Origin of the sequence: Streptosporangium sp. NPDC002721 (assembly GCF_042888905.1) — a bacterium.
In the GTDB taxonomy this organism is placed as follows: Bacteria; Actinomycetota; Actinomycetes; order Streptosporangiales; family Streptosporangiaceae; genus Streptosporangium.
The window spans coordinates 1-24,493 of sequence record NZ_JBIAQI010000058.1 but is presented as its reverse complement, the minus strand read 5'-3'; the positions used below and the strand labels follow the sequence as shown (position 1 = coordinate 24,493).

At 68.1% G+C, this 24,493-nt stretch carries 25 protein-coding genes and 1 pseudogene; 14 read left to right on the top strand and 12 right to left on the bottom strand.

Going from position 1 to position 24,493, the window contains the following annotated elements:
- Positions 1 to 3: 3 nt before the first annotated feature.
- Positions 4 to 852 carry a MauE/DoxX family redox-associated membrane protein gene (locus tag ACFYWM_RS43255; protein WP_389927280.1) on the top strand — a complete coding sequence of 283 codons (849 nt, stop codon included), beginning with the start codon at positions 4 to 6 and terminating at the stop codon, positions 850 to 852.
- A 119-nt stretch (positions 853 to 971) separates the two neighbouring features.
- Here ACFYWM_RS43255 and ACFYWM_RS43250 read toward each other — a convergent pair whose 3' ends face one another.
- Both ACFYWM_RS43250 and rplK read right to left on the bottom strand, forming a co-directional pair.
- Positions 972 to 2,153, bottom strand: coding sequence for an AAA family ATPase (locus ACFYWM_RS43250; protein WP_389927277.1), 1,182 nt, complete (start codon positions 2,151 to 2,153; stop codon positions 972 to 974).
- 352 nt (positions 2,154 to 2,505) lie between these two features.
- Positions 2,506 to 2,940: a 50S ribosomal protein L11 gene (rplK, locus tag ACFYWM_RS43245; RefSeq protein ID WP_389927274.1), complete on the bottom strand. Its 435-nt coding sequence runs from the start codon at positions 2,938 to 2,940 to the stop codon at positions 2,506 to 2,508.
- Between the two features lie 55 nt (positions 2,941 to 2,995).
- Here rplK and ACFYWM_RS43240 point away from each other — a divergent pair, with 55 nt between their 5' ends.
- Both ACFYWM_RS43240 and ACFYWM_RS43235 read left to right on the top strand, forming a co-directional pair.
- On the top strand, positions 2,996 to 3,898 hold the full coding sequence (locus ACFYWM_RS43240; protein ID WP_389927271.1) for a MerR family transcriptional regulator: 903 nt from the start codon (positions 2,996 to 2,998) through the stop codon (positions 3,896 to 3,898).
- Between the two features lie 57 nt (positions 3,899 to 3,955).
- Positions 3,956 to 4,780 carry a M15 family metallopeptidase gene (locus ACFYWM_RS43235; protein ID WP_389927268.1) on the top strand — a complete coding sequence of 275 codons (825 nt, stop codon included), beginning with the start codon at positions 3,956 to 3,958 and terminating at the stop codon, positions 4,778 to 4,780.
- Positions 4,781 to 4,870: 90 nt separating this feature from the next.
- Here ACFYWM_RS43235 and ACFYWM_RS43230 read toward each other — a convergent pair whose 3' ends face one another.
- Together ACFYWM_RS43230 and ACFYWM_RS43225 are read right to left on the bottom strand one after the other, a co-directional pair.
- Positions 4,871 to 5,302 carry a VOC family protein gene (locus ACFYWM_RS43230; protein ID WP_389927305.1) on the bottom strand — a complete coding sequence of 144 codons (432 nt, stop codon included), beginning with the start codon at positions 5,300 to 5,302 and terminating at the stop codon, positions 4,871 to 4,873.
- A gap of 84 nt (positions 5,303 to 5,386) precedes the next feature.
- A pseudogene (locus ACFYWM_RS43225) lies at positions 5,387 to 5,983 on the bottom strand (DUF4328 domain-containing protein); the annotation flags it as partial.
- Between the two features lie 148 nt (positions 5,984 to 6,131).
- Between ACFYWM_RS43225 and ACFYWM_RS43220 the strand changes: the two are divergent.
- A complete protein-coding gene (locus tag ACFYWM_RS43220) occupies positions 6,132 to 6,995 on the top strand; it encodes an NUDIX domain-containing protein (RefSeq protein ID WP_389927265.1) in 864 nt (287 codons plus the stop codon).
- Positions 6,996 to 7,153: 158 nt separating this feature from the next.
- Here the strand turns inward: ACFYWM_RS43220 and ACFYWM_RS43215 are convergent, their stop codons facing one another.
- Positions 7,154 to 7,966, bottom strand: a complete 813-nt coding sequence (locus ACFYWM_RS43215) for a PrsW family glutamic-type intramembrane protease (RefSeq protein ID WP_389927262.1) — start codon at positions 7,964 to 7,966, stop codon at positions 7,154 to 7,156.
- A 52-nt stretch (positions 7,967 to 8,018) separates the two neighbouring features.
- Positions 8,019 to 8,612: a cadmium resistance transporter gene (locus ACFYWM_RS43210; RefSeq protein WP_389927259.1), complete on the bottom strand. Its 594-nt coding sequence runs from the start codon at positions 8,610 to 8,612 to the stop codon at positions 8,019 to 8,021.
- Between the two features lie 109 nt (positions 8,613 to 8,721).
- On the opposite strand from ACFYWM_RS43210, the gene ACFYWM_RS43205 reads away from it, so the two are divergent.
- The 5 genes from ACFYWM_RS43205 to ACFYWM_RS43185 all read left to right on the top strand — a co-directional run bounded on the left by ACFYWM_RS43205 (position 8,722) and on the right by ACFYWM_RS43185 (position 11,742).
- Entirely contained in the window at positions 8,722 to 9,411 is a 690-nt protein-coding gene (locus tag ACFYWM_RS43205; protein ID WP_389927256.1) for a hypothetical protein, read from the top strand.
- A gap of 61 nt (positions 9,412 to 9,472) precedes the next feature.
- Positions 9,473 to 9,895 carry a hypothetical protein gene (locus ACFYWM_RS43200; RefSeq protein ID WP_389927254.1) on the top strand — a complete coding sequence of 141 codons (423 nt, stop codon included), beginning with the start codon at positions 9,473 to 9,475 and terminating at the stop codon, positions 9,893 to 9,895.
- A 3-nt stretch (positions 9,896 to 9,898) separates the two neighbouring features.
- Positions 9,899 to 10,285 carry a hypothetical protein gene (locus ACFYWM_RS43195; protein ID WP_389927251.1) on the top strand — a complete coding sequence of 129 codons (387 nt, stop codon included), beginning with the start codon at positions 9,899 to 9,901 and terminating at the stop codon, positions 10,283 to 10,285.
- A gap of 117 nt (positions 10,286 to 10,402) precedes the next feature.
- Positions 10,403 to 10,639 carry a hypothetical protein gene (locus ACFYWM_RS43190; RefSeq protein ID WP_389927249.1) on the top strand — a complete coding sequence of 79 codons (237 nt, stop codon included), beginning with the start codon at positions 10,403 to 10,405 and terminating at the stop codon, positions 10,637 to 10,639.
- Between the two features lie 209 nt (positions 10,640 to 10,848).
- Positions 10,849 to 11,742, top strand: a complete 894-nt coding sequence (locus ACFYWM_RS43185) for a protein phosphatase 2C domain-containing protein (protein WP_389927246.1) — start codon at positions 10,849 to 10,851, stop codon at positions 11,740 to 11,742.
- A 137-nt stretch (positions 11,743 to 11,879) separates the two neighbouring features.
- Here the strand turns inward: ACFYWM_RS43185 and ACFYWM_RS43180 are convergent, their stop codons facing one another.
- On the bottom strand, positions 11,880 to 12,434 hold the full coding sequence (locus tag ACFYWM_RS43180; protein WP_389927243.1) for a flavoprotein: 555 nt from the start codon (positions 12,432 to 12,434) through the stop codon (positions 11,880 to 11,882).
- Positions 12,435 to 12,843: 409 nt separating this feature from the next.
- On the opposite strand from ACFYWM_RS43180, the gene ACFYWM_RS43175 reads away from it, so the two are divergent.
- Positions 12,844 to 13,092, top strand: a complete 249-nt coding sequence (locus ACFYWM_RS43175) for a cell division protein SepF (RefSeq protein ID WP_389927240.1) — start codon at positions 12,844 to 12,846, stop codon at positions 13,090 to 13,092.
- Positions 13,093 to 13,780: 688 nt separating this feature from the next.
- On the opposite strand, the gene ACFYWM_RS43170 is transcribed toward ACFYWM_RS43175, so the two are convergent.
- On the bottom strand, positions 13,781 to 14,047 hold the full coding sequence (locus ACFYWM_RS43170; RefSeq protein ID WP_389927237.1) for a hypothetical protein: 267 nt from the start codon (positions 14,045 to 14,047) through the stop codon (positions 13,781 to 13,783).
- A 405-nt stretch (positions 14,048 to 14,452) separates the two neighbouring features.
- Between ACFYWM_RS43170 and ACFYWM_RS43165 the strand changes: the two genes are divergently transcribed.
- Positions 14,453 to 15,706: a hypothetical protein gene (locus tag ACFYWM_RS43165; RefSeq protein WP_389927234.1), complete on the top strand. Its 1,254-nt coding sequence runs from the start codon at positions 14,453 to 14,455 to the stop codon at positions 15,704 to 15,706.
- Positions 15,707 to 15,848: 142 nt separating this feature from the next.
- Complete coding sequence (locus tag ACFYWM_RS43160; RefSeq protein WP_389927231.1) at positions 15,849 to 17,024, top strand: epoxide hydrolase family protein; 1,176 nt, start codon at positions 15,849 to 15,851, stop codon at positions 17,022 to 17,024.
- 132 nt (positions 17,025 to 17,156) lie between these two features.
- On the opposite strand, the gene ACFYWM_RS43155 is transcribed toward ACFYWM_RS43160, so the two are convergent.
- Together ACFYWM_RS43155 and ACFYWM_RS43150 are read right to left on the bottom strand one after the other, a co-directional pair.
- Positions 17,157 to 17,735 carry a hypothetical protein gene (locus ACFYWM_RS43155; RefSeq protein WP_389927228.1) on the bottom strand — a complete coding sequence of 193 codons (579 nt, stop codon included), beginning with the start codon at positions 17,733 to 17,735 and terminating at the stop codon, positions 17,157 to 17,159.
- 183 nt (positions 17,736 to 17,918) lie between these two features.
- On the bottom strand, positions 17,919 to 18,422 hold the full coding sequence (locus ACFYWM_RS43150) for a type II toxin-antitoxin system PemK/MazF family toxin (protein ID WP_389927225.1): 504 nt from the start codon (positions 18,420 to 18,422) through the stop codon (positions 17,919 to 17,921).
- Between the two features lie 188 nt (positions 18,423 to 18,610).
- Here ACFYWM_RS43150 and ACFYWM_RS43145 point away from each other — a divergent pair, with 188 nt between their 5' ends.
- The gene (locus ACFYWM_RS43145; RefSeq protein WP_389927223.1) at positions 18,611 to 19,123 is read left to right on the top strand and encodes a SigE family RNA polymerase sigma factor; all 513 of its coding nucleotides are present in this window, start codon (positions 18,611 to 18,613) and stop codon (positions 19,121 to 19,123) included.
- On the top strand, positions 19,120 to 20,079 hold the full coding sequence (gene mltG, locus ACFYWM_RS43140) for an endolytic transglycosylase MltG (RefSeq protein WP_389927220.1): 960 nt from the start codon (positions 19,120 to 19,122) through the stop codon (positions 20,077 to 20,079). The genes ACFYWM_RS43145 and mltG overlap by 4 nt, the downstream gene beginning before the upstream one ends.
- A 271-nt stretch (positions 20,080 to 20,350) precedes the next feature.
- On the opposite strand, the gene ACFYWM_RS43135 is transcribed toward mltG, so the two are convergent.
- Positions 20,351 to 21,310: an ankyrin repeat domain-containing protein gene (locus ACFYWM_RS43135; protein WP_389927218.1), complete on the bottom strand. Its 960-nt coding sequence runs from the start codon at positions 21,308 to 21,310 to the stop codon at positions 20,351 to 20,353.
- Positions 21,311 to 22,010: 700 nt separating this feature from the next.
- Positions 22,011 to 22,709 (bottom strand): hypothetical protein, encoded by a 699-nt coding sequence (locus ACFYWM_RS43130; RefSeq protein ID WP_389927216.1) that lies wholly within the window; start codon positions 22,707 to 22,709, stop codon positions 22,011 to 22,013.
- Between the last annotated feature and the right edge of the window lie 1,784 nt (positions 22,710 to 24,493).

Sequence of the window (24,493 nt, the reverse complement as noted above, 5' to 3'; positions counted from 1 at the left end):
CAGATGCTGACGACGATCGCCGCCGCGCAGTTGCCGGTCGTGTTCCTGCTGCTGGCCGCGGGTACGGTCGCGAAGATCTGGACGGTCGTGCGCGCGACCGAGCCGGGCATGCTGAGCAGGCTGGGACCGGCCGTGCTGGTGCCCGAGCGCTGGCGCGCGCCCGCGATGCTGGGCTGCGCGTTCGGGGAGTGCTTCCTGGCGAACGGGCTGCTGCTGACCGGCCACCCGTTCTTCCGGTGGGGGATCGCCGGGTTCTTCGCGGTCTCCACCTACGTCCTGTGGGAGCTACGGCGCCGTCGCCCGGACGTGGGCTGCGGCTGCTTCGGCGAGGTGAGCGCGCTGCCGGTGGGGCGGCGGTCGCTGGGCCGCACCATGGTGCTGACGGCCATGGCCCTGGGGCTGGTCCGGGCCCCGGAGGTTCCCGGCTGGGAGATGATGGCTGGCCTGACGTGGGCACACGCGCCGGCCACGCTGGCGGGACTGCTGGTGCTCGCCGCGCTCTCGCCGGAGATCGAGGAGACGGTCGCCAGGCTCCGCTATCGGGCCCCCTGCGAACAGCGCCGCCTCGACCCGGCCTCCGCGCTCGGGCGGCTGCGGTCGAGCACGGCCTGGCGCTCGCACGAGGGAGTGCTGTCGAGCAGGGAACCGGTCGACAGCTGGCGGGAGCTGTGCTGGCGGTTCTTCGTCTATCCGGGGAACAGCCACGCGGGCGACCCCGTCGACGTGGTCTTCGCGGTCTATCTGAGCGGGCGGCACCCGGCGGTGCGGGTCGCCATGGTCGGTTCCGACGGGCAGCCGGTGGAGACCGGGACGTCTCTTCCGGAATCTCTGCCGATATCGGCCGGACACTAGAGAACCCTAGATTTCCTTAGGGCAGCACGATTGATCTCTATATGGCTCTCTAGCTTCCCCGCTAGAGAGCCATATAGAGGGCTAGGATTTCTCACGCAGTATATCGAACAAACGTTCAGTCAGACCGGCTGTGCTCGCAGGAATTTTCCAAAGTGTGGCACGGTGAACGCGATCAGCCCGCGTTCCGCGCTGTAGATCAGCCCCTTCTTGATGAGGCTGTCACGGGCCGGCGAGAGACTCGACGGCTTTCGGCCGAGCCCCTCGGCCACCTCGGCGGTGGCGACGGGCTCGTCGCCGATGGCGGCCATGGCGTGCATGTAGTCGCGCTCGGCGGGGGTGGCCCGCTCGTAGCGGCTGCCGAAGAAGCCGACCGCGAGCTCCTCCTCGGCCTCCGGCGCGGAGACCCTGATGTCGTCGGCGGTGATCGGGCTGCGCAGCGCCAGGTCCCAGGCGACCTTGCCGTACGCCTGGACGAAGTAGGGGTAGCCGTCGGCGGCCACGTAGAGGGCGTCGAGGGCGTCCTGGGTGAACTCCACGCCCTCGCTCTCGGCCGGGGCGATGAGCGCCAGGTCGGCGGCCTCGCGGTCGAGACGGTCGATCCTGGCGTAGCGGAAGAGCCGCTCGGAGTAGCTCTTGCTGGCCGACAGCACGCTGGGCAGGTGCGGCAGGCCCGCGCCGACCACGATCAGCGGGCCACCGCTCTGGGAGAGCTCGTGGCAGGCCGCGCAGAGCGCCGAGACGTCGGGGGCCTGCACGTCCTGCATCTCGTCGATGAACAGCGCGATGCCGACGCCCAGGTCGGTGGCGACCGCGGCGGCGTCGACGAACAGCTCGGTGAGGTCGATCTCCAGGTCTCCGGAGTCGGCGCGCCCCCGCCCCGCGGGCACGTCGATCGCGGGCGACCAGTGCGAGGTGCCCTTGGCCGCCGACGGGTCGCGCATCGCGAACGCCTTGAGCACGCCGAGGAACTCCTCGATGCGCTCGGGCGCCCGATGCCTCGGGGCGAGCTCCCTGACCGCCATGTGCAGGGCGGCGGCCACCGGGCGGCGGATCGACTGGTCGGGCCTGGCCTCGATCTTGCCGGTGCCCCACAGCCGCTGCATGGCCATCGACTTGAAGGTGTTGAGCAGGACGGTCTTGCCCACGCCGCGCAGCCCGGTGACGACCATGCTGCGCTCGGGGCGGCCTCGGGCCACTCGTTCCAGGACTATCTCGAACTGTTGCAGCTCGCGGTCGCGACCGGCGAGCTCGGGGGGGCGCTGTCCGGCACCGGGAGCGTAGGGATTGCGCACGGGGTCCACGCTCTCGGACTTTATGACGGGATATAGCGGTCGGCTTAGAATTCCGTAGAAAGTGCTACGGCGTGTCGCGCGGCGCTCCATCGGCGAGCGGGGGGACGGGGCGGGCACCGCCGGCGGCACCGCGAGCATCACCATGGCACACCCCTTCACCTGCGGGAACGTCAGCCCGAACCCGTGTTCGATCCCGTGCCCATGACTGTAGCGCGGGTTCGAACACAGGCGCGATACGTTTCGATGAAAAGCCTCCCCAAGGAATGCGGGTCCCCGCACCGAACACCCACGAACCGGTCCGTATGCCGTACGGAACTCGCGGGGGTCACCGAGTCCTCACGAAGGGGGCGGGGGTGAAGGGTCAGTCCTGGACGGTCAGGCCCATCGAGCGTGCGGTGCCGGCGGCGATCCTCTCCGCCTGGTCCAGGTCGGCGGTGTTGAGGTCGGGCAGCTTGGTCCTGGCGACCTCTCTCAGCTGCGCCCGGGTGATCACGCCCGCCGCCTGGTGGCCGGGGCGGGAGCCGCCCCGGTCCAGGCCGGCGGCCCGGCGGATCAGCGAGGCCGTGGTGGGCATCTTGACCGACAGCTCGAACGAGCGGTCCTCGAACACGGTGACGACGACGGGGACGACGAACCCCCGCCGGTCCTGGGTGGCCGCGTTGTACAGGCGGCAGAACTCCATGAGGTTCAGGCCCAGCGGGCCCAGATCCTTGCCCACGGCGGCGGGACCGGCCTCACCGGCCTGGAACTGCAGTTTCGCGATCCGGCTGACCTTCTTCTTCGACACGTTCGACATGCCCGCCACGCTAAAGTCTCCCGTTACTGGAGGCTCAACGGAATAATCTGGGGCCATGAGCTACACGATCGGACAGCTCGCCAGGCTCTCCGGGCTGCCGGTGAAGACGATCCGCTTCTACTCCGACATCGGGGTGCTTCCCGAGCGCGGCCGCACCCCGGGCGGCTACCGCCTCTACGGCGACGAGGACCGCGGGCGGCTGGAGCTCGTCAGGACGCTGCGCGAGATCGGCGTGGACCTGGCGACCATCAGGTCGCTCGGCGAGCGCGACCTGGGCGAGGTGCTGGCCCTGCACCTGCGTACGGTGGAGACGCAGATCAGGGCGCTGCAGCGGACCCGGGCGGTGCTCAGGGCCACCCTGGAGCGGGACGAGCCCACCGACGACGACCTGCGCCGGCTCAACGCCCTCGGGCGGCTCGGCGCGGCGGAGACGGCGGCGCTGGTGAACGAGTTCGTCGACGAGGTCGCCGGAGAGAACGCCGCCAGGCAGGAGTGGCTCGGCGGCCTGCGCGCGGCCATGGTGCCCGACCTGCCCGACGAGCCGGGCGCCGAACAGCTCGACGCCTGGCTGGAGCTGACCGAGCTGCTCGCCGACGACGGCTTCCGCGCCTCCCTGCGCGAGATGAGCGGCGACTTCTGGGCGAACGCCGACGAGATCGACGTGGCGGCCTGGCAGGAAGCCAACACCCTGGTCACGGAGACGGCGCTGGCCGCGGCGCGGGGCGGGGTGGCCCCGGAGTCGGAGGCCGCCGCGCCCGTCGTGGCCGAGCTCGTCGCGGTCCTGGCCCGGGCGCAGCGGCGCACCCCGGAGTCGGTCGTACGGGACTACGCGGAGCACGACCCGCGCGCCGGGCGATACTGGGAGCTGGTGGCCGTGATCAACGGCACGCCCTGGCCGCCGGAATCCGTGGTCGCCCACGAGTGGATCGCCGCGGCGGCCGCCTCCCATCTCGAATAGTCGATCAACTACAATGGCTTTTTGTCGCTTTTGTCCGTTTTTATGAGGAGGCGGCACGTGTCAGGTCCCAGATTCATGATCCGTACGCGGGCCGTGCTCGCGACGACCGTCGGCTGCCTGGCGGCGGCCTCGTGCGGCACGGCCACCTCCCAACCGGCCCCGGCCGCGCCTCCCGCCACCTCGGCGCCGATCTCGGGGTCCTCGTCCGCCACCGGCGTGGCCGTCCCGGACCCGCCCGTGACGCCGACGCCCGGCCCGGCCACCACCGCGCCGCCCGCCCCGTCACCCACCGCGTCGCCGACCCCGACGGGCCCGCCGGAGTTCGCCGCGAAGGTCTCCAGGATCTCCCGTGAACGGCTCGAACACTCGTGGCGGCCCGGATGCCCGGTCCCGGTGAGCGACCTGCGGCTGATCACGATGACCTACTGGGGCTTCGACGACAAGCCGCACACCGGCGAGCTGGTCGTGAACAAGGCCGTCACCGACGACATCGTCTCCGTCTTCCGCCGCCTGTACGACTGGCGCTGGCCCATCTACAAGATGCGGCTCGTCGACGTCTACAAGGCCGACGACTACGCCTCGATCGACGCCGACAACACCTCGGCCTTCAACTGCCGCCCCGCGGAGGGGTCGAGCAGCTGGTCCAAGCACGCCTACGGCCTGGCCGTCGACATCAACCCGCGAGAGAACCCGTACGTCTACGCCAACGGCACGGGCTCCCACAAGAACGCCCGCGAGTTCTTCAAGCGCCCCGTCCGGGCGCCCGGGGTGATCAATCCGGGCGACCGCGTGGTCAGGGCCTTCCAGGAGAGAGGCTGGGAGTGGGGCGGCTACTGGTCCGGCATCAAGGACTACCAGCACTTCAGCAAGGGCGGTAACTGAGCCTCGGCGCGTCTCCGGTTGTCTGATGTCCCGGTGATGGGCGCGAGACGTACTCGGGTCCGGGACGAAGGTCGGGGAGCCGGTCCGGGGTCAGCCGTACGCCGGTAGGAAGCCGGTGGGCTGGAACAGGTCCCAGCGGTTGCCGTACAGGTCCCGGAAGACGACGACCTTGCCGTACGGCTCGTCGCGCGGGGCCTCCTCGAAGGTGACACCCGCCGACAGCAGCCGCTCGTAGTCGCGGGCGAAGTCGTCCGTGTGCAGGAACAGTCCGACCCTGCCGCCGGTCTGGTCCCCGATCCGGGCCTCCTGTTCCGGGCCGTCGGCGCGCGCGAGGAGCAGGGCCGTCTCCCGGGCGCCGCGCGGGCGGACGGTCACCCAGCGCCTGCCGTCTCCCAGCGGTGTGTCCTCCAGGAGCTCGAAGCCGAGGACGCGGAGGTAGAAGTCGACGGCCTCTTCGTAGTCACGCACGACGACGGTGGTGAGCCCGAGATAGGACCCCGCGAGCGGCTCGGGCCTTCTCAGGGGCCCCGCCCCCACCGGCCGGCCGGTACGGGCGGCCTCCTGGAGCCCGGTGATCGTCAGGATGATCCGGGCGACGAGCAGGCCCGTGACGATCGGCAGCGGGACGCAGGCGACCAGGGCGACGGTCTCCGGCACGGTCATGCCCGCGTTCCCGAAGCCCACGGAGGCCGTCTCCATCGCCAGCCACAGCAGCCACGTCAGCCACCACGCCCAGACCAGGCCCGAGCGGCGTCCCCGGTACCGGTAGAGGTCGGTTCCCGGCCGCAGCCCGCCGGGCTGAGAGGTGGTGAGGATGTCGTCGACGAGCGCCTTGGGGACGAACAGGTTGATGCCAGGAGCGATCCACCCGAACACCAGGAACGGCGTGGCGTACCTGTGGAAGACCCCGGGAGAGATCGCGTACGCGTTGCCCCGGACGCGGAACAGCCAGCACACGAAGGTGAGGCCCGCCAGCAGCTGGACGACCAGGAAGAGCAGGACGGCCGGAGGGAGGAACAGCACGTACAGGAAGCCCCACTCGTCGACCGTCAGCCACGACCGGCCCTCCTGGTGGACGAGCAGCAGCGTCGAGGCGCCGGCGGAGACGGCGGAGCTCAGCGCGATCAGGGTGAGGGCGACGATCGCGAACGCGCGGACCGGTCGCAGAGGGCGAACAGGTACGAAAGGCGCGCTCGACTGCATGGAAGCCCTTCGACAAGGATCAAGACGGCCAGTATGCCGGATCAGGACATCGCACCATGAACACTTTTTTCACCCGATTGACCGGCCCGTCTCTCCGGTGGCCGGGGGGCCGGGAGTGCGCATCCGGGTGCTGATGCATCATTGGTCCATGACGGCCGGGGACGGGGACGGGTGGGCGTGGTGCGATCTCGGACACCGGCACTGGGGGGTGCACGGCGCGGCCGGTCTGCTCGCCGTCCACCATGACGACGCCGAGGGGCCCCGCGTCCTGATGCAGAAACGTGCCGCGTGGAGCCACCACGGCGGCACCTGGGGACTGCCGGGCGGTGCCCGCGACAGCCACGAGGACTCGGTCGACACCGCCCTGCGCGAGGCCTTCGAGGAGGCCGCGCTGGACGGCACCGGCCTGCGGGTCGAGGGGGTCTACCTCGACGACCACGGCGGCTGGTCCTTCGAGACCGTGATCGCCGAGGCCGCCGAGCTGCTGCGCGCGATCCCGGCCAACGCCGAGAGCGACGACCTGCGCTGGGTCCCCGCCGAGGAGATCACCGCCAAAAATCTCCACCCCGGCTTCGCCGCGACCTGGCCGGTCATCGGCCTCGCGCTCGCCCCCTCCCTCGTCGTCCTCGACGTCGCCAACATCGTGGGCGCCCGCGCCGAGCACGGCTGGTGGCGGGACCGCGCGGGCGCGGCGGCCAAGCTGCTCGCCGAGGTCGGCGCGCGGGCCGCCGACGGCCGGTGGGCCGCGCCCGGCCGTGTCCCGGCACTGGCCCGCTGGTTCCCCCGGCTGACCGCGGTCGTCGAGGGCGCCGCCCGTGACACCGCCCCCACGCCCGGCGTCTCCGTGATCGCCGCATCGGGGAGCGGGGACGACGCCGTCGTCCAGGCCGTACGGGAGGCCCGTCCCTGGGAGCGCGTCCTGGTCGTCACCGCGGACCGGGGGCTGCGCGGGCGGGTCACGGAACTGGGCGCCGAGGTCACCGGGCCCCGGTGGGTACTGGACCGGTTGTGAGACGGAACCGGGTGCCGAGGTTCGTTAAGCCCGGTGGGTGCCGAGGTCACCGGACCTCGATGGGTGCCGGCTCGGTTGTGAGACGGAACCGGGTGCCGAGGTTCATCGAGCCCCGGTAGGTACCGGTCCGGTCGTGAAGTGGGAAGGGACCCGAGAGGTCAGGCGCGGGACGGCTCCGGTTCCGGGGTCGGCACCGGTTTCAGGTCCCGGGTGCTCCGGTGGAACAGCCAGTAGCTCGCCACGGCGACGACGAGGAAGAGCAGCCGGGCCGGTCCGGGAATGTCCAGGATGAGCAGGCCGTCGCTGAGCGAGTGGAGCGTGGCCGCCGCGACGAAGGCGGCGACGACGGGGAGGGTCACGACCGCCCGGCCCCTGGCCTGCCAGGCGCCGAAGGCCACCGCGCAGACCAGGCCGGTCCAGACGAGGTGGCTGAAGGGGGTGCTGAGCCCGCGTAGGAGGAGGACCGTACCCGCGCCCATGGCGCCGTCGTGGTTGGCGACGCTCTTCCAGGCGTAGGCCATCGACTCCATGATCGCGAACCCGGTCGCGCAGGCCAGGCCGAGCGCGACCCCCGCGGCCTTGGTGAGGTGGCGGCCGGTGAGCGCGACCGCGAGGGGCGGGACGAGTTTCGCGGGTTCCTCGATCCATCCGACCCGCAGGATCGAGGTGCTGTTCCGCTCCGAGATGAGGAGCGCGTCGAGATAGCCGCCGAGCAGGAGCGCGACGCCCCCGCCGAACAGGAACATGCCCATCAGCGTCATGGGCGGCACGCTGGTGGCGATGTGGATGCGGTCGTGGATGGCGAGCAGGAGGGCGAGGGGCCCGGCCGCGGCCCCGTAGAAGAAGGCCGCGGGCAGGAGTGCCTGGTTTCCGGCCGCCTGCATCATGGCGATGAGCGAGAAGGACAGGACGATCAGGGCGATCCACACCTTGAACCATCGATGCTGGTAGAAGCGCAAGTGGTCTCGCATGGTGGGTAGTTCCCCGGTACATATGCCCTAAATTCAGGCGATTTGTCGATATTTAGCTAAATATCGACTCCACGACGATGACGGCGCCGATCACCATGAACACCACGGGTACCAGCCACGCCCCCGTCCGTTCCACCAGGGCGATGACCTTTCCGTGCGACCCGAGCCAGGAGGCCGCCACGCACCAGACCGCGACGAGCACCGCGAACACGGCCACCGTGACAACGCTGGACGCGAGCCCGACGGTTCGGAACATCGGGGTGTAGACGGAGATGTTGTCGGCCCCGTTCGCGATGGTCACCCCCGCGATCGAGAGCACGCCCGAGGCGACCCGGGGCACCTCGTCCTCGCCGTCCCCCCTCGCCCGCCGCGCCTTCCACGCCTTGGCCAGCCCCCACGCCCCCATGCCGAACGGCACCAGGCCGAGCAGTCCCACCCAGCGGTCCGGCACCACCGCGAGCCCGAGGGCCGCCGCGGCCGAGACGGCCACCAGCGCGGCGATGCCCGCGTACTGACCCACGACGATCTGCCAGGGGCGGGGAACACCCCCCGCCCTGGACGCCAGGAAGAGCACCGTCAGAATGATGATGTCGTCCACGTTGGTACCGGCGAAGACGGCGGCGGCCGTACCGATCGTTTGGATCACGCGCGTATTATGTCGGCCCCGCCCAGGGGCGTGAAGACCGTGGTCAGCCGAGAGCCACGGGCGTTATGATCACTTTCATCCGCTCTCGCCAGTCCTCCGGAGACCGCACGTGGGCTATCCGCCGCAGTACGGCCAGCCGCCGCGGGGCGAGACGGGGCGAGGGCTGGCCGTGATGGTCGTGATGGCCATCGGCGTGGCCATCGGGGCCGTCGTCACCGTCTTCATGGTGTTCAACCCTCCCTCGTCGCCGCCGAGCGCGGCGACCCCGACGCGCGGCGGCGAGCACTCGGAGACCTCGGTCCGCCAGGCCGTCCAACCGGCGCTCGACGCCTATGGCAGCGGGCAGTTCGGCGACTTCTGGGACCTGTGGACCACCGAGGCGCAGGGGCTGATCGCGCGGGAGGAGTACGTGAGGCTGTTCGAGGTCTGCCCCCCGATCCTGCCGAACTCCCCGCTCACCATCGCCACCGTCACGCTCACCGGCGACAGCGCCAGGGTGCAGGCGACCCGGCTCAACGACACGACGGACTTCGACTTCCTCTTCGAGGAGGGCACGTGGCGGTACGAGCCCTCGCCCGAGGAGCGGCTCACGTACCAGGCCCCGGTCGACCAGATAGCCGAGCAACGGCGGGCCATGGGATTCTGCGGCGCGGTCACCTCCAGTCCCAGTCCCAGTATCACTCCCACCCCCGGCCCTCCCGCCGATCCCTCGGTCCCCTCCAACCCCCTGCCCTCCACCGACCCTTCGGTGCCCACCACTCCCAGCGATCCCGCCAGCCAGCCGCCGGGATTCCTGTAGCGATGACCTTATGGTGCGGAAGTGCTGCCGTAATCCACAATTCACAGCTACTGTCGAACGCATGGCCCACTCCATGCCGGCCTGGCGAGACGGCACAGGATCGGAAAAACCATCATCGGAAGATCATGATGGCGCCGGACAGGAGTCGGATTCGGTTCCGCTGTGGCTGGCGCATCTCCGGCTCAAAGAAGCATCGAATTCAATCGGTGCACCGGCTTCCGACACGGCTATCACCATAGAGCTGGATAAAGCGGATTATGAGGCGCTTTCTCGTAAGGCGCGACTGACCGGAAACCGCGTCGCCGACGTGATCCACGCGGCCGTCCAGCGAGAGATCGGCAACAAACCCCACGTGATCACCCTGATGCACCGCTGGAACCTGCACCGCGAGGACCTCGACACGGCGGCCGACTCCCTCGGGGTCGACCAGCTCTCCGAGGCGGAGTGGGGCCAGATCGGCATCCGCCGTTTCCGGAGGCGCTGAGCCATGCTTCCCGGTCGAGTGCTCGACGTGAGCGCACTGGTCGACATCGCGGTGGCGAAGACCGAATACTCCCGGAGCGTCGCCGCCATGTGTCTCTTCCGCGGCGGCGGGATATGCGTCCCGGCCACCAGCCTCGCGGCCGTCCTGTCCATCTCCCCGCTCTCGACCCAGGAGGAGCTGTTCGAGCTCGTCACGACACCCGGGGTACGGATCGACGACTTCACCCACGGGAAGGTGGGGGACATCGCGGAGATCCTCGACGGGTCGCGCGACATCACGGCCGGACACGTCGTCTGGTGCGCCCGCGCCACCAAGTGGCCCATCCTCACCGATCGCGGGGCGGAGCTCGTCCAGTACGACCAGAACATCGGGATCGATCCCCTGCCCTGACGCCCTCCGGCCCGGCCGGAGAAGGGCTGGGCAGCCATACCTTTCCGGTTGAAAACGATGCCAAATATCGTCACGCGCACGATCGATTTTCGGGACCGTGGCTTTCACACTGGGAGGGTGACATTCGAAACGAGACGCATCAAGCTCGACATTCCTGACGGACCGGAATACGACCAGGTACGCGATATGCACGGTCACACGGTGACGGTGTTCGCGTCCACGGAGATCAACGGCGAACGTTCCCTGAAAATCGGCAGCCGGACTTTACAGCTGAGGAAGGTGGGGGTGGACGAGGACGACGAGGGGACGATGGACGTCTACCGGGCCGAGTCCATTTCGGAACCCTCCTATTGAGGGCCGTCCCGGCACTCCGAACGCCTCGCGGACCGGCTCTACCCCGCCCTGGACTTGTACATCCGCCGTACAGGCACGTCGTGGAGGTACGCCACCGGGATCTCCCGGGTGAGGATGCGTGGAATACGCCGTTCCAACGGGGGAACTCGTGAGGGAAACGCGCACGCCCGTCCGGCGCGAGCCCGTCCAGCACGAGGAGCCTCGAACCGATGCGCATCACCTTCGCCACCGAAGCGGCCCCCGGCAGGCACGACGCGAACATCGCCGACATCACTGGCGCCGCGAACACCGCTGACAACGACGGCAACGACGGCAACGACGGCAACGAGGACTTCTTCGGGGCGACCCCGGACGCCTTCGTCCTCCTCGACGGCGCGGGGACCCCGGCGGGGTCGGAGTCCGGGTGCGATCACGGCGTCGGCTGGTACGTCCGCTCGCTGGGCTCGACCCTCCTGGCGGGCATGACGCAGGACGCGGGAGCGCTCACGGAGATACTCGCGAACGGCATAAAGGCCGTCGCCTCCCTCCACGACTTCGTCTGCGACCTCACCCATCCCGGCTCGCCGTCCGCCACGGTGGTCATGGTCCGCCGTACGGCGGGCGACCTGGACTTCCTCGTCCTGGCGGACTCCGTCCTCGTCCTGGACGTGGACGGCCAGGCGGAGCCGACGGTCGTCTGCGACGACAGGGTGGACCGGATCGGCAGGGCGCACCGGTCGACCTTGGACGGCCTCGCGTACGGGAGTTCCGAGCGGGTCACCGCGCATCGGGAGTACGTGGAGACCATGCGGGACCACCGCAACCGCGAGGGCGGTTTCTGGATCGCCGCCGTCGACCCGCTCACCGCCGAGCAGTCGCTCACCGGCACGCTCCCCGCCGACCGGGTACGGGCGGTCGCCCTGCTCAGCGACGGAGCCTCCCAGCTCGTCGACCGGTTCGAGCTGGCCACCTGGCGCGAGGCCCTCGACATCCTCGAACGCTCCGGACCCGGCGAGCTGATCCGCCGGGTCCGCGAAGCGGAGCACACCGACCTCGACGGCTCCCGCTGGCCCCGCACGAAAACCCACGACGACGCGACGGCCGCCTACTGCCTGTTCACCTGACCCCCGGCCGGCCGGTTCCACGGCGATCCGGCGGCCCGCCGTCCAGGCCGGGCCGGGACCGCGGCTCCCGTCGAGCCCGTCGAGCCCGTCGAGCGGCGGAACAGGGCTCGGCTCCGGTCGTCGTCCGTCCGGCGGACCTACTTCCTGGAGATCTCCTTGAGAGCGAGGGCCCAGGGGTCGTTCTCCCGGTTTCCGTCTCCGTCTCCGTCTCCGGCACCGGCCAGGCCGGGCTCGGGCGAGCCGGGGCCGTGGTTGGGCAGTACGTGGACGCCTTCGGCCCGGAGGCTTTCGACGCTCCGGCGGAACGGCACGCGTGTGGCGAGAGCCTCGTTGACGAAGGGCAGGACGACCACCGGGATGCCGAGGCCGGGGGCCTCGGCGAGGAGGCCGAGGGCGTAGGTGTCGGCGACGCCCTGGGCGAACTTGTTGACGGTGTTGTACGTGGCCGGGGCGACGATGATCGCGTCGGCCCTGGGGGGCTTGGGCTCGTCCGGCCTGCGGTACCGGCTGCGGACGGGGCGTCCGGTCCGCCATTCCAGGGCGGGGACGTCGACGAACTCCAGCGCGGACGGGGTGGTGACGACCTGGACGACCCAGCCGTCGTCGAGGGCGAGGGCGACGAGACGGCCGACGTCCCGGGCGGCACCGGCCGCGCACACGATGACGTAGAGGAGCCGGCCGGACTCGGTCACGCGATCACTCCCAGGTACGCGACGTGCTCGCCGGTTCGGTGGGCTCACAGGGCAGGTGGACTCACGGGGCAGGTGGACTCACGGGGCGAGCGAGATCGAAAGGACAGCGGGCTCACAGGGTAGACGAGATCGGGCGGGCTCATCGGACAGGCGGGATCGAAACGAGGCCCGCCCACAGACTGAGCCGGGCTCAGATGGTGAGCGGGCTCAAAGGCCGAGCGGAATCGGAGACTGGGCGGGATCGGAGACTGGGCAGGATCAAAGGCCGAGCGGGATCGGAGACTGGGCAGGATCAGAGGCTGGGCGGGATCAAAACGGCGATCCCCTGTGGCAGGTGCGGGCGGCGGTGTGCGGTCCCGTGCTCCGGAAGACGCCTTGACGGGCGTGACGGACGGTGGAGACTTGTCCGGTGGTCAAAACACTGCGTCCCCAGAACTACAACGAAGCGATCTACGTCGGGCACTTCTTCCGTACCGGCGTTCCGGTGGTGATGGACCTCACCGCGCTGCCGGACGACGAGGCGAAGCAGTTCGTCGACTTCGCCGCCGGTCTGGTGTTCGGCAGGGGCGGGGACATGGACCGCCTGTCGCCCAAGGTGTTCCTGTTGATGCCCCTCGGAATGGGCAACCGGACGCCGGTCGCCGAGGAGGTGCCGTAGAGGGGTGACGGAGCGGCGTCACCGGACGTGGCCCGTCAGCCGCCGACGGCCGTTCCGAGTGGCCGCTCTCCCTCGACCTCGCCGACGTCGCGCGCTCCCCGCGGTGGCGCGGCTCGCCCTGATCTCCCCTCTGCCCCGGGAGCAGGGCCGGCGGCCTCGGGGCCCTGGCGACGGCCTTCGTACCCCTGCCGGTGCTGTTCCGGTGGCCGTTCCACGCCCGGCCTCCGGGAACATGCCGGGTGTAAGACCGTCCGGGACCTCGTTCCCCGACCGTGGACCGAAGCGAGACAGGTCCTTCCTGGAAAGCGAGAGGTCGAATTCCGCGATCACCGAATGTCGGACCTCACGTTCGCCCCTCTCCCTCTCGGCTCTCGTTTTCGTGTTCGTTCTCTTTGAGCCCCGTGTATTCGGACCACACGAATACGGTGAGAGCGACGGACCTCACCGGGCGTGCGCTCCAGCCCGAGGTCCACGGCCGCGAGGAGGCCGTACCTCTCGTTCAAAGGAAATCCGCGACGCCCGACCGGTGAAGCCCGGTCATGAGTGAAGTCCGCCCGAAGCCGAAACCGCGCGTGACATACGGCGAACCGTCCCGCTCGCGAACCGGCCCGGCCCGCGACCGTACAGGCTGTGAGCTGGGAGTACGTTTCACCGCGAGCCACTGGATCCAGCCGCTGCCGACGGCCCGCTAATGGCCCGGAGATTTGGCCGGATCACCCGCCGCCGCCACCCGCCACCGGCGCGCGAAGAAGCGGCCACTCCACCACAGTCCGCGAAGGAGAAGCCGGATCACCCCGAAGAGGAGTGCGATCCCGAACAACTGGGAGCACATGAAAAGGACTTCCCCGAGTGACTCCCGGCCGCTGTCGCGCGCCCACTCGACGAGCACCGGCGTGATGACCATGCCGAGCACGTATCCGAGCATCGCCAAGGCCTCGCTGTATCCGGCTCGCATGAACTGATCTTAGGCCCGCGGAAAACCCGCGCTTCGCCATTGCTTGCTTTTCCCACACCTCGCTTCGTTCCGAAGGGAAGGCGTACGACGAGGTGTTCCTGCTGTCACGGTCGTCGCGCGTGGCTGGGACGCGAGACCGGGCCGGGGAGTCAGGCCGGGGAACCGGGCCGGCGGCTCTTCGCGGTGGCGCGAACGACGAACCGGCGAGCAGAGCGGGAGCACGGCCCGGCCGAACCGCCCCGTCTCGCCCGAAACAACAGATGAACAAGTGCTTGATGGTCGAGACGATGTGAGATATCAACAAAACACGAGTAGGGCTCATAGAAATCTTGACGCCACCAGCGCGGCGTGTTGTGATCTAGCCAGTCATATTTTCATGCTCATTTAGTAGGAAATGGGGCAGTCGTGAGGGTTCTACGGCGTGCGGCCGCGATGGTCGCGCTCCTGGTGGGTGCGGTCGGCATCCAGGTCATCCAGGGCGGAGCGGCACAGGCGGCCCTGCCCACCGCCGCCGTCGCCCTCGGCGACAGCTTCGTCAGCGGGGAGGGCGCGGGGGACTACCAACCCGTCGTCGACACCTCGGGAGCGGCACAGGGCTTCCCCGGCTGGTCGGCGGCGAACAACAACGCCTACTTCTGCCACCGGTCGGCGAACGCCTCACTGTTCAAGGCCTCGCTTCCCGGCATCCAGGACCGCTTCAACCTCGCGTGTTCCGGCGGCCAGCCCTCCGACATCGCCAACGCCTCCAGCGCCCGCCCCAAGGGCCGCTCCGTCGCCTCGCAGCTCGACCAGCTGCGCGCCGTGGCCCAGACCCACGACATCGACGTCGTCCTCATCGGCCTCGGCTCCAACAACACCCAGTTCACCTTCGGCGACGTGGCCACGCTGTGCGCCAACCGTTTCATCGCCGACGCCTGGACGGGCTGGTGGGAGTTCTGGGCCTACCTGGGCGGCGACGTGCCGCAGGAGCCCTGCACCGTCTCCGACCTGGCGTCCAACGCCGAGGTGGCCACCGCCACCACCGAGACCACCGCCGCCCTGCGCCAGATCCTCGACACTCTCGCCCAGATCGACGCCGACGGCGTCCACAGCGTGGTCCTGCAGACGTACACCAACCCGTTGCCGCTCGACGTCGCCCCGCAGTACCGGGACGAGGACGACCGCACCGACACCCGCGACAAGTTCCGCGCCCTCGGTGCCGAACGGTACGCCGCGGGCTGCCCGATCCACCGCGCGAGCCTCGCCCCCGGGCACGTCTTCTCCGAGAACCTCGGCAACCTGGTCAAGAACTCCTACGCCACGCTGGCGGCCGAGCGTCCGGCGGCCGACCTGCGCGTGCTCGACGTCCAGCAGGCCTTCGACGGCGCCCGGCTCTGCGAGAACCCCGGCAGCCCGGGGAACGCGCTCGCCACCCCGGTCCGGATCCAGGAGTCGCCGAACGGCAACTTCGTCAACAGCCTGTCCGGCTGGGACAAGCTCCGCGTCCAGAAGGCGGCGAACACCTGCGTCACCTACTTCCAGACCTGCCAGGAGGCGTGGCACCCCAACGCCGCGGGCCACACCGTCCTCGGCCAGTGCCTGTCCGGCGCCCTCACCGCCGCACCCCGTACGGTCGTCAACTGCGCCCGTAACGCGAACGGCACGCTCACCATCTCCTGACGTACCCCTCCTCCCGAATCTTCCTGAAGCGCGACGGCGCGTGTCCCACCTGCGGGGCGCGCGCCGTTTCGCGTACGTGACCCCGCGCCACGCCGGCAAGCCCGCGAGTGGTGGGCCGGGTCTGTTCAGTAGCATGCGGCCCATGTCGGATGCCCTGCCCCGCCCCGAGCCGTTCACCTCGCGGACCACCCCCGCGGCGCTGGAGGACCTCCGGGCGCGGCTGCGCGCGACACGCTGGCCCGACACGCCGCAGGACGCCGGATGGTCGCTCGGGACCGACCTCGCCTACCTCCGTGAGCTCGTCGCCTACTGGGCGGACGGGTTCGACTGGGCAGCGCAGGAGGCGGCTCTCTCCCGGCTCCCCCGCTTCCGCGTCCCGGTCGGCGGCCTCGGGATCCACTTCGTGCACGCCAGGGCCGCCGCTCCGGCGGGGCCAGTGCTGCCGCTCGTCCTCAGCCACGGCTGGCCCGACTCGTTCTGGCGGTACCAGAAGGTCATCCCGCTGCTGACCGACCCCGGCGCGCACGGCGCCGACCCCGCCGACGCGTTCGACGTCGTGGTCCCCGACATGCCGGGCTACGGATACTCCGACCGTCCCACCGGCCCGCCCCCGGACTCCGTCGCCGTCGCCGGGCTGTGGGCCGAGCTCATGCGCGTCCTCGGCTACCCGCGGTTCGGCGCCGCGGGCGGGGACATCGGCAGCCACGTGAGCCGCTACCTCGCGCTCGACCATCCCGAACGGGTCGTGGCCGTTCACCGTACCGACGCGGGGGTGCCCGTCCTCACCGGCGACCCGGTGGATCTGGGCCCCGAGGAACGCGCCTGGATCGAACGCGTCACGGTCTGGGCCCGGGACGAGGGCGCCTACGCCGCCATGCATCGCACCAAGCCGCAGACCGCGGCCTTCGGGCTCGACGACTCGCCGGCCGGACTCGCGGCGTGGATCGTCGAGAAGCTCCGCGCGTGGAGCGACTGCGAGGGCGACATCGAGCGGCGCTTCACGAAGGACGAGATCCTCACGAATCTCACGATCTACTGGCTCACCGCGACGATCGGTTCGTCGATGCGCATGTACCACGCCAACGCCGCCATCCCGCCCGCGCAACACGCCCGCAGGGTCGAGGTCCCGTCCGGCTTCTCGCTCTTCCCCGGTGACATCCTCCGGCCGCCGCGGGCGTGGCTGGAGCGCACGACGAACCTCGTACGCGTGACCGAACCCGCCGCCGGCGGGCACTTCGCGCCGTTCGAGGTGCCCGAGCTCTACGCGGAGGAACTACGCGCCTTCTTCCGCCCCTACCGGACCGCGATGACGGGCTGAGGGCGGGGAGACCGAGAGCCAGGAGACGCCGCCCGGCACGCGCGACGTCCTGTACGTACGGCCACGGTCCGCCCCCGAGCACCGGCAACGCCATGCTGCCCGTCCCCCACGGCACGTCCCGGGCCGGACCGGTCACGGCTCGGTGTCCTCCCAGTGCTCGGTGTCCTCCCAGTGCTCGGTGTCCTCCCAGTGCTCGGTGTCCTCCCAGTGCGGGGTGTGCGACCTGACGTCCTCCGGCACGCGAATCCGCCCGTCCAGCAGAACGAGGGGAGCGATCTCGGTGCTCTCGTGGAAGCGCGTGTAACCGACGAAGGACCCGGCACCGCCGGCATGCGTGTCGGCCAAGCACCTGCCGAGCCAGTCCAGCAGTGTCCTGAGCCGGTAGAAGTCGTCGGGATGGAGTTCCTGGCGTACCGTCAGCGCCCAGCCGTCCGGTCGCTCCCGCGCGGCCAGCTCGGCGACGAGCGCGCCCCCCACCCGCCGGGCAGCGCCGCGCTGCGCGAACACGGGCTCCGCCTCCGCGTCCTCCCACTCGCAGTCGGGGTCGTCGGGATCCCCGAGTGGATAGGTTTCCCCATACCTGTCGGTGCCGATCGGCAGTCGCCCAGGTCGTGGCCCCTGCCCCACGTGCCACCGCAGCTCGGCGAGCTCGTCGTCGGTGACATCAGCGTGAATGTCCACAGACAGCACGAGTTCGTAGATGTCCGCCATCGGCACACCGTACCGTCGCCGACCGTACGAGACAGGACCTCTCCGCAGGGGCCGGCCGGTGGCGGGCGTACGGGCCCCTAAGAGCGTCACCGACCGCTCCTTCCGGACGGCGATCACCGCGAGCGTGGTCGCGGCGCTGGAGGGCGGCCGTCCCGGCGGGAACCGAACGGGGCGTCGTCGTCGTCAACGATCGGGAGGGTGGACCCAGCCCGTCCGGTGCCGGCGTCTCACCAGCGACCAGGTTCCGTCGTCGCACGTACCGGCGCGCCGCCGGAAATCGTGATCGTTGATGAAGTACGGGGCGTCGAGATCGAGCCAGCTGTCCTTTCGTGCCCGCCGGTCCCAATGGGCGGTGGGGATGCTGACGCAATTCATCCGATGCGATTTGTCCTGACTGGTAATTTTCAGAACCTCCACGCCCGCCGGATGGGTGCGAATCACCAGACACGGCCTGATCTTTCCCCCCGAGCCGTCGGCGAACGGCACGCCGGCCCACCAGATGTCGCCGGGGCGTGGACGTGACTGCCAGGTCGGATCCGGCGGCACCTCGTGCACCCGGGGCCCGGAGGGGCGGGGGGCGAGGACCCAGCGAACAAGGCGGACAAAGGCATATATGATCGCTATCCATATGCCAATGACCACCAGGATGCCCAGTAATTCACCGGCTTTCCCGAGAGCTTCAGTCATGGCTCACAACATACTCGGCAAGCACTGAACTCCAATCTTGGTTGGATATTTCATCTTTACGTAGCGCAGGCCAGGGCACGCCGCCCCTGATGCCAGCCGGTTCGGCCCAGTTCGGCTCAGTTCGGCCCTGCCGGCATAGACCGACGACCCGTCCGCGTCCTTGCTTGGTGACATCGCGAGGAGGACAGGTGGATCCAGGATTTGAGGCGGACTTCCGGGAGTTCGTCGTCGATCGATCAGGGGCGCTGTTCCGTACCGCGTACTTGCTGACCGGTGACCGGCACGCCGCCGAGGACCTGATGCAGTCGGCGTTGGCGAAGACAGCGGTGAGGTGGCGCAGCCTGCGCGATCCGGCGGCCATCGAGGGTTACGTCCGCCGTGTCATGTATCACGAGCAGGTGAGCTGGTGGCGGCGCCGTTCTCGGGTCGCGGAAGTGTCCACCGGATGGCTGCCGGAACAGATCGGCGACGGGCACGCCGAGATGGTGGACCTTCGCCTGGTGATGCGCGCTGCTCTCGCCCGGTTGACACCCCGGCAGCGGACCATGCTCGTGCTGCGCTACTTCGAGGACCTGTCCGAGACCGAGATCGCACGGCTGCTCGGTGTCAGGGTGGGGTCCGTGCGCAGCCAGATCTACCGGTCGTTGGAGCGCCTGAAGAAGGCCGCACCTGAACTGAGCACCGTGAGGGAGTTCGGATGAACATCGAGGATCTGCTGCGCGAGACCCTCTCCGACATGGCCCACGAGGAGCAGCCACCCCCACCGGCCCGGTTCTTCCGGGCCAACCGGGATCGATCCCGTCGGCGCGGCCTCGCCCTGGCGGCAGCGGCGGCCGTAACCGTGATGGCGGCCGGATCCACGCTCGTGGTCCAGGGACTGTCCTCTCAGACGACGGTCCCCAAGGACTTCACCGGACAGGGCTCCGGCGAGACTCCCGGGGAGAGCGAGCAGGGGTGGACCACCCTGACCGTGAAGGAAGGACAGCGGCTCACGCAGATCTTGAAGCAACTGTCGACCGTCACCGGCAGATCGCTCGCGGAGTTCGAACGGGCCGCCGAGGACGGCGGGGAACTCGGCCTTCCGGCCTACGCCAAGGGCGCGCTGGAGGGATTCGCGTTCCCCGCGACCTACGAGGTCTCACCCGCGTCGAGCCCCGGCGAACTCCTCGCCGCGATGGTGACCCGCTTCAACCGTGCCGCCGAGGACAGCGACCTGGTGGACGGCGCCAGGCGTGCCGGCCGTACGCCACTGGAGATCCTGACCATCGCCAGCATCGTCCAGGCCGAGGCGGCCGACAGGCGCGACATGCCCAGGATCGCGCGGGTCATCCACAACCGGCTGAACCACACGCCCGAGATGATGCTGCAACTGGACAGCACGATCATGTACGGCCTGAACAAGTTCGGCACGAGGGCCTCGAAAGAGGATCTCAGGAGCAGGTCGCGGTACAACACCTATGCGCGCCTCGGCCTGCCGCCCGGTCCCATCTGCAATCCGGGTGCCGACGCCATCGAGGCCGCCCTGAAGCCGGCCGCCGGCCCCTGGCTGTACTTCGTGAGGACCGATCCGGAGAAGGGCGTCACGAAGTTCGCCGGCTCCGAATCCGAGTTCCTCAAGCTGGTCGAGGAGCACGACAGGAACCGCCGCTCCGGGTGATGGAGCGGCGTGACACAGTCGTCGGTCCACCGGCCGGACACGTTTCCTCTGAAAGAGATCGCGGGACGTCCATCTCCGGATTGTTCCGAGGCGACTCCGAACCGGGCGGTTTTCTGGAGCAATCCCTCTTGGCTGACACCGAGGTCACGCTGGAGCCATTCGCTGAGTTCCGCGACGTGACGGCGTATTTCGTCGATGTCCACGCACGACATCGTGGCCGGCGAAAATCACGTTGGCGTCACCGGCGGAATCGACGGCATCTCGGTTCTGATCAACGCAGGTGTTCGGGCAGCCTCAGCCACACGTCGGCCTGGCCGCTGGCCGATCGGTTGTCGGTCGGCCGCAGGCCCGCTCCGGCATAGCAGTAAGCCTCGGCCTGGCCTTGGTAGAGGTAGGTGGCGAGGATCTCCTCCGCGGACTCTTCGGCGTGGACGCTGCCGCCGCCGGGGTGGGTGTCCCATTCCTCGACGACTCCGTCGCGGGCGACGGCCCCCTGGTTACCGCTCTTGGGATTGGCGAACAGCCGGTAGCAGACGGTGCCCACCGACAAGCGCTTCATGACGCCGCGTCTGGACGCGGCGTATCCCCACGGCTGAGCGACGACACATCCGCCGGGCACGTCCGTGACACCGATGACGGCCAGGCTGGCGTCGAAATCCGCCCAGAGATCCTCCATGATCTCTTCAACCTCGGCGTCGTCGACCGGCACGGCCTCCAGGCGCCGTGCCGCCTCGGCGGCGGTGATGCCGGCCACGCAGGCGAGGCTGTGGCCGTGGTCGAAACGCCCCAACACGGCGATCAGACGTCTGGCCTCTGCCACGGCGGCGGTCTCGGCGGCGGACAGGCCGGTCTCGCCATCGGGAAGAGTGAAAAGGTCGGGGGTGGGAGTGGCCAGGCTGAGCCGTCCGGGGGACCAGCCGTTCATCATCGGCCGCCACGGGTCGGCTCCGGCGGCGACCAGGGCGCGGGCGTTGCCGGGGCGGTTGGCGAAGACGGCTTCCCAGAGCGCGGTACGACCCTCGTGCTCCGCGTCGACATCGCCGCCGCGCTGGGCCAGCTCCGCGATCACCTCGGGCGAGCCGTACCTGGCCGCCACGTGAAGCGGTCGTTTACGAAAGAACGCCTCTGCGTTCGGGTCGGCACCCGCGGCGAGCCGGGCGCGGATCAGGCCGAGGTCCGTCCAACCGTTCCAGCCAATGCCGGACCACCCGGATTCGTCGTTGACGGCCATGGCTCTCCTTGAGGGGATGCGCGGGTACGGGAACGCCGATCATGGCGTACGGGGCCGACAGATTCGGGCCGCGGCCACAGTCGGCCCACGAGAGGACGGGGCCTTCCGGCGACCATGGTCATGTCGGCTGATGAGAGCTGGGCGAAACTGACCGAAAGCCGATGAACCTCTGCGTGAGGGCGCAACCGAGGCCGACGGATGTCATCGTCGCGGCACCGATCGACACCGGTGAACGAACCCGGCGCGCCCTACCCGATTTTGCGGGCACGACCCGGGGAAACACGACCGGAACCATTCCGCGAACACCGACTCGGGACCGCTCACGGCGGCCACACACCCCGGAAACGATCAACGGCGCCCGATCCGGGGGAACTCCCTGGTCAGACGCCGTTTGCGATGCTCAGCGGAGAGCGTGGGATTCGAACCCACGAGACCGGTCACCCGGCCTAGCGGTTTTCAAGAGGGCTGCATTCTCAGCGAGGGCAGGGCCTCTCACCAGGGCGGGAGCGTCTTTCTCCGTCTCGACCACCGAAGATCATCCCGCACATATCCCGCAGCGGCTATTCGTCGATCTCGGCGTGCCTGGCACGCTCTCGCAGCCGACGTAGGCGGCGGTTGTACTGACCGGCGTAGAACCTCTCGGCTTTGTCGACCAACCGGTTCTGCGGGTCAGAGAAGCTTTCATTTTCGGAATTTAAGACTATTTTTTCACTTCTTTCAAAATCCCCTTCAGCCTTTCGATAAATTGACTCATCATCGCCGCTTCCAAATCTTTCTTTGAAAGTCTTTCTTGTGCATTAATTATAATGGATGTAGCCGATTTATTAAAGCCGTCGTCCACTAAACGGAACATATGCAATGGCAGAACCACATTAGGGTTATCTCGATACCCTCGAACAGTACCATTATCTCTTCGATCATCCCCTCTCAACACCTTTATCAGTCCAAAGCTTTCTAGGTCGCCGTGAGCCTCATAGGCATCTGGGCCGACCCCAAATTGCAAAACGCGCTGACTGCTTTCGAACTTCGTATACCCCGTCTGCCCTGAGACCGGATCAGCACGAGAGGATGCAAGCATCATCAAGAAAATAAGCTCGCTATCTTTCAGCACATGAATCCAACCATTCCTGAACAAGCCCATAGGCAAGCGAAAGTAATCATCTTCTTCGGCGGGAACAGTGTAGGCAATTGGACTCCCTTTCGATTCTCCACTTTCATGAAGAAGCTGAAATTCTCGATATCTACCTATGGCATCACCAATATGCGGAAGGGAAACAAGAGGACATCGAGGGTGAGAGAGCGTCTTAAGGGCTGAGACAATTCTGTCTCGTCTTCGTTTTATATCACCTTGCGACAATCCGTTCCGCCATCTGCGGCCTTGGTCATAAACGGCGATCATGTCGACCCACCCAGTACCACCTTCATGCGATCGAACAGGAGTACGCCAGGTAGGTTGCTCCCCTGGGCTCGTACGCATCTGAGCTTCACAGAGCGCTAGCAAGTAAAGCCGCAAGGCAATTCCATGAGGTGAAATAACCATGGATGCAGGCGGACGCTCATTGCGAGGCGGCAAACGTCGAGAGGAATTTCCGGAAACTGTGGGATTGTAAATCCGGTTAAAACTGTTACGAACCCGAACCTCCCGAGGCCATCGACCGCTCCTTCTAAGGTTTGCAGTCGCCTCACGGATGACTCCGTACCGCTCCATCCAGGCAACGAGATCACGACGGGTAGCTGGATCGCTACGTTCAGTATCAGAGTTGATGGATCCACCCCCCTGGAAGCAGTCGTTACCGGATCGCAACATCTTTGATCCAGGCCCTTTTCCCATCCCCTGTGACGTGCCCAAATGTACTACTAGGACCAGGACGGGTTTAGACCGACATTGAGGCCAGCTTAGTGAAGATGATCGCGCGGCATTATGGGAAAAGTCCGCCCCGCTGACCAGGTCAGAGGCGGGGGCGCTTCCGGGTGCCACCGGAAGCGCCCCCGATCCGGCGTGCCATCTATCTCACGGAGAACACCAGACATGACGACAGTACGCCAGATTGCGAACAGGGCTAGTCTCCCGCCTGCTCGGCTTCCTAGCCGGTGGGCCATGATCCTTACGGTTTCGGGGCACCTCACGTGGGCGAGTGCGCCCTACGGTTCTCTGGCCATGGTTGCTACTGGGATCGTGTCTGCCAGCATGCTGAACACGATGATCGAGTAGGGGACATCGGAACGCCCAAGCAGTCAGGCGCCCAGAAGGCAAGCGTCAGTTAGGTGATAGCCGCTGTGATGCTCGGTGAGTCGGGGCTGAGGGACAAAGCCCCGACTTGCTGGCGCCCCTGCGACAGGCACGACATCCGTGACAGACCTCTTCCTTATCAGGACCATCCCGGCCATGGTGCAGGACCTGCGACCCGGCTCAGAGCAGTGCTGGGAGGCTGTAGACGTGAGCCGTTGTGTGCCTCTGTTGCAGTACTCATTGCAGTACTGCTCCCCTTGCCGCTCGCATCTGCCCTCCTAGCAGATGCAGTCCCAGGATGAGGCCATCGAGTCGAGTGTCGTGATGCCAACCGCGAAGCGACGTCGTAGACACTCCGACTCAATGACCTCGTTCTGGACGTTCAAGCGAGGGGGAGGCCGTCTCTCTTCGTCACTCCATCAACTTGTGGAGGCAGGTGGCGATGGCCACAGCGATCCCGATACCCGTGGCCAAAGCAGTGCCCAGACCTGCGATGCCACCGACTGCTAAGCCGGCGATCCCGCCGACGACAGCACCAACGAGTCCGGCGAACCCGAGGATGGTGGCCCAACGGTGGGGAAGCCTCGGCGGCTCGGCAGCAGTTTGGTTGTTACTCCGCGAGGATCCTTGGAATAACCTCATGATGAGACGTCCCTTCGTACTAGCTCTGTGCATCGGACGTGAGAGCGGCTCCCTGTTGGCGCAGGGGGCCGTTCGCTTTGGAGCAACGACCTCGCCGGTTCTCACGTAAAGAGTGTGGATGGTCGACACAACCTCTACTGCGTCTCCATCCTCAAGGAGGCTGCTCCTTTCAGCTGTCGGTGAGTCAGGCCCGGTAGGGCGGGAGTGTCCTTGTAAGCATTGAACGTTTTTCATCCCTTGGCAGCAGGCTGCTGGTCACAGCGTGATCGCAAGGTTGACGCTCACCTGACGACATAGAGAAACCCCTGGTA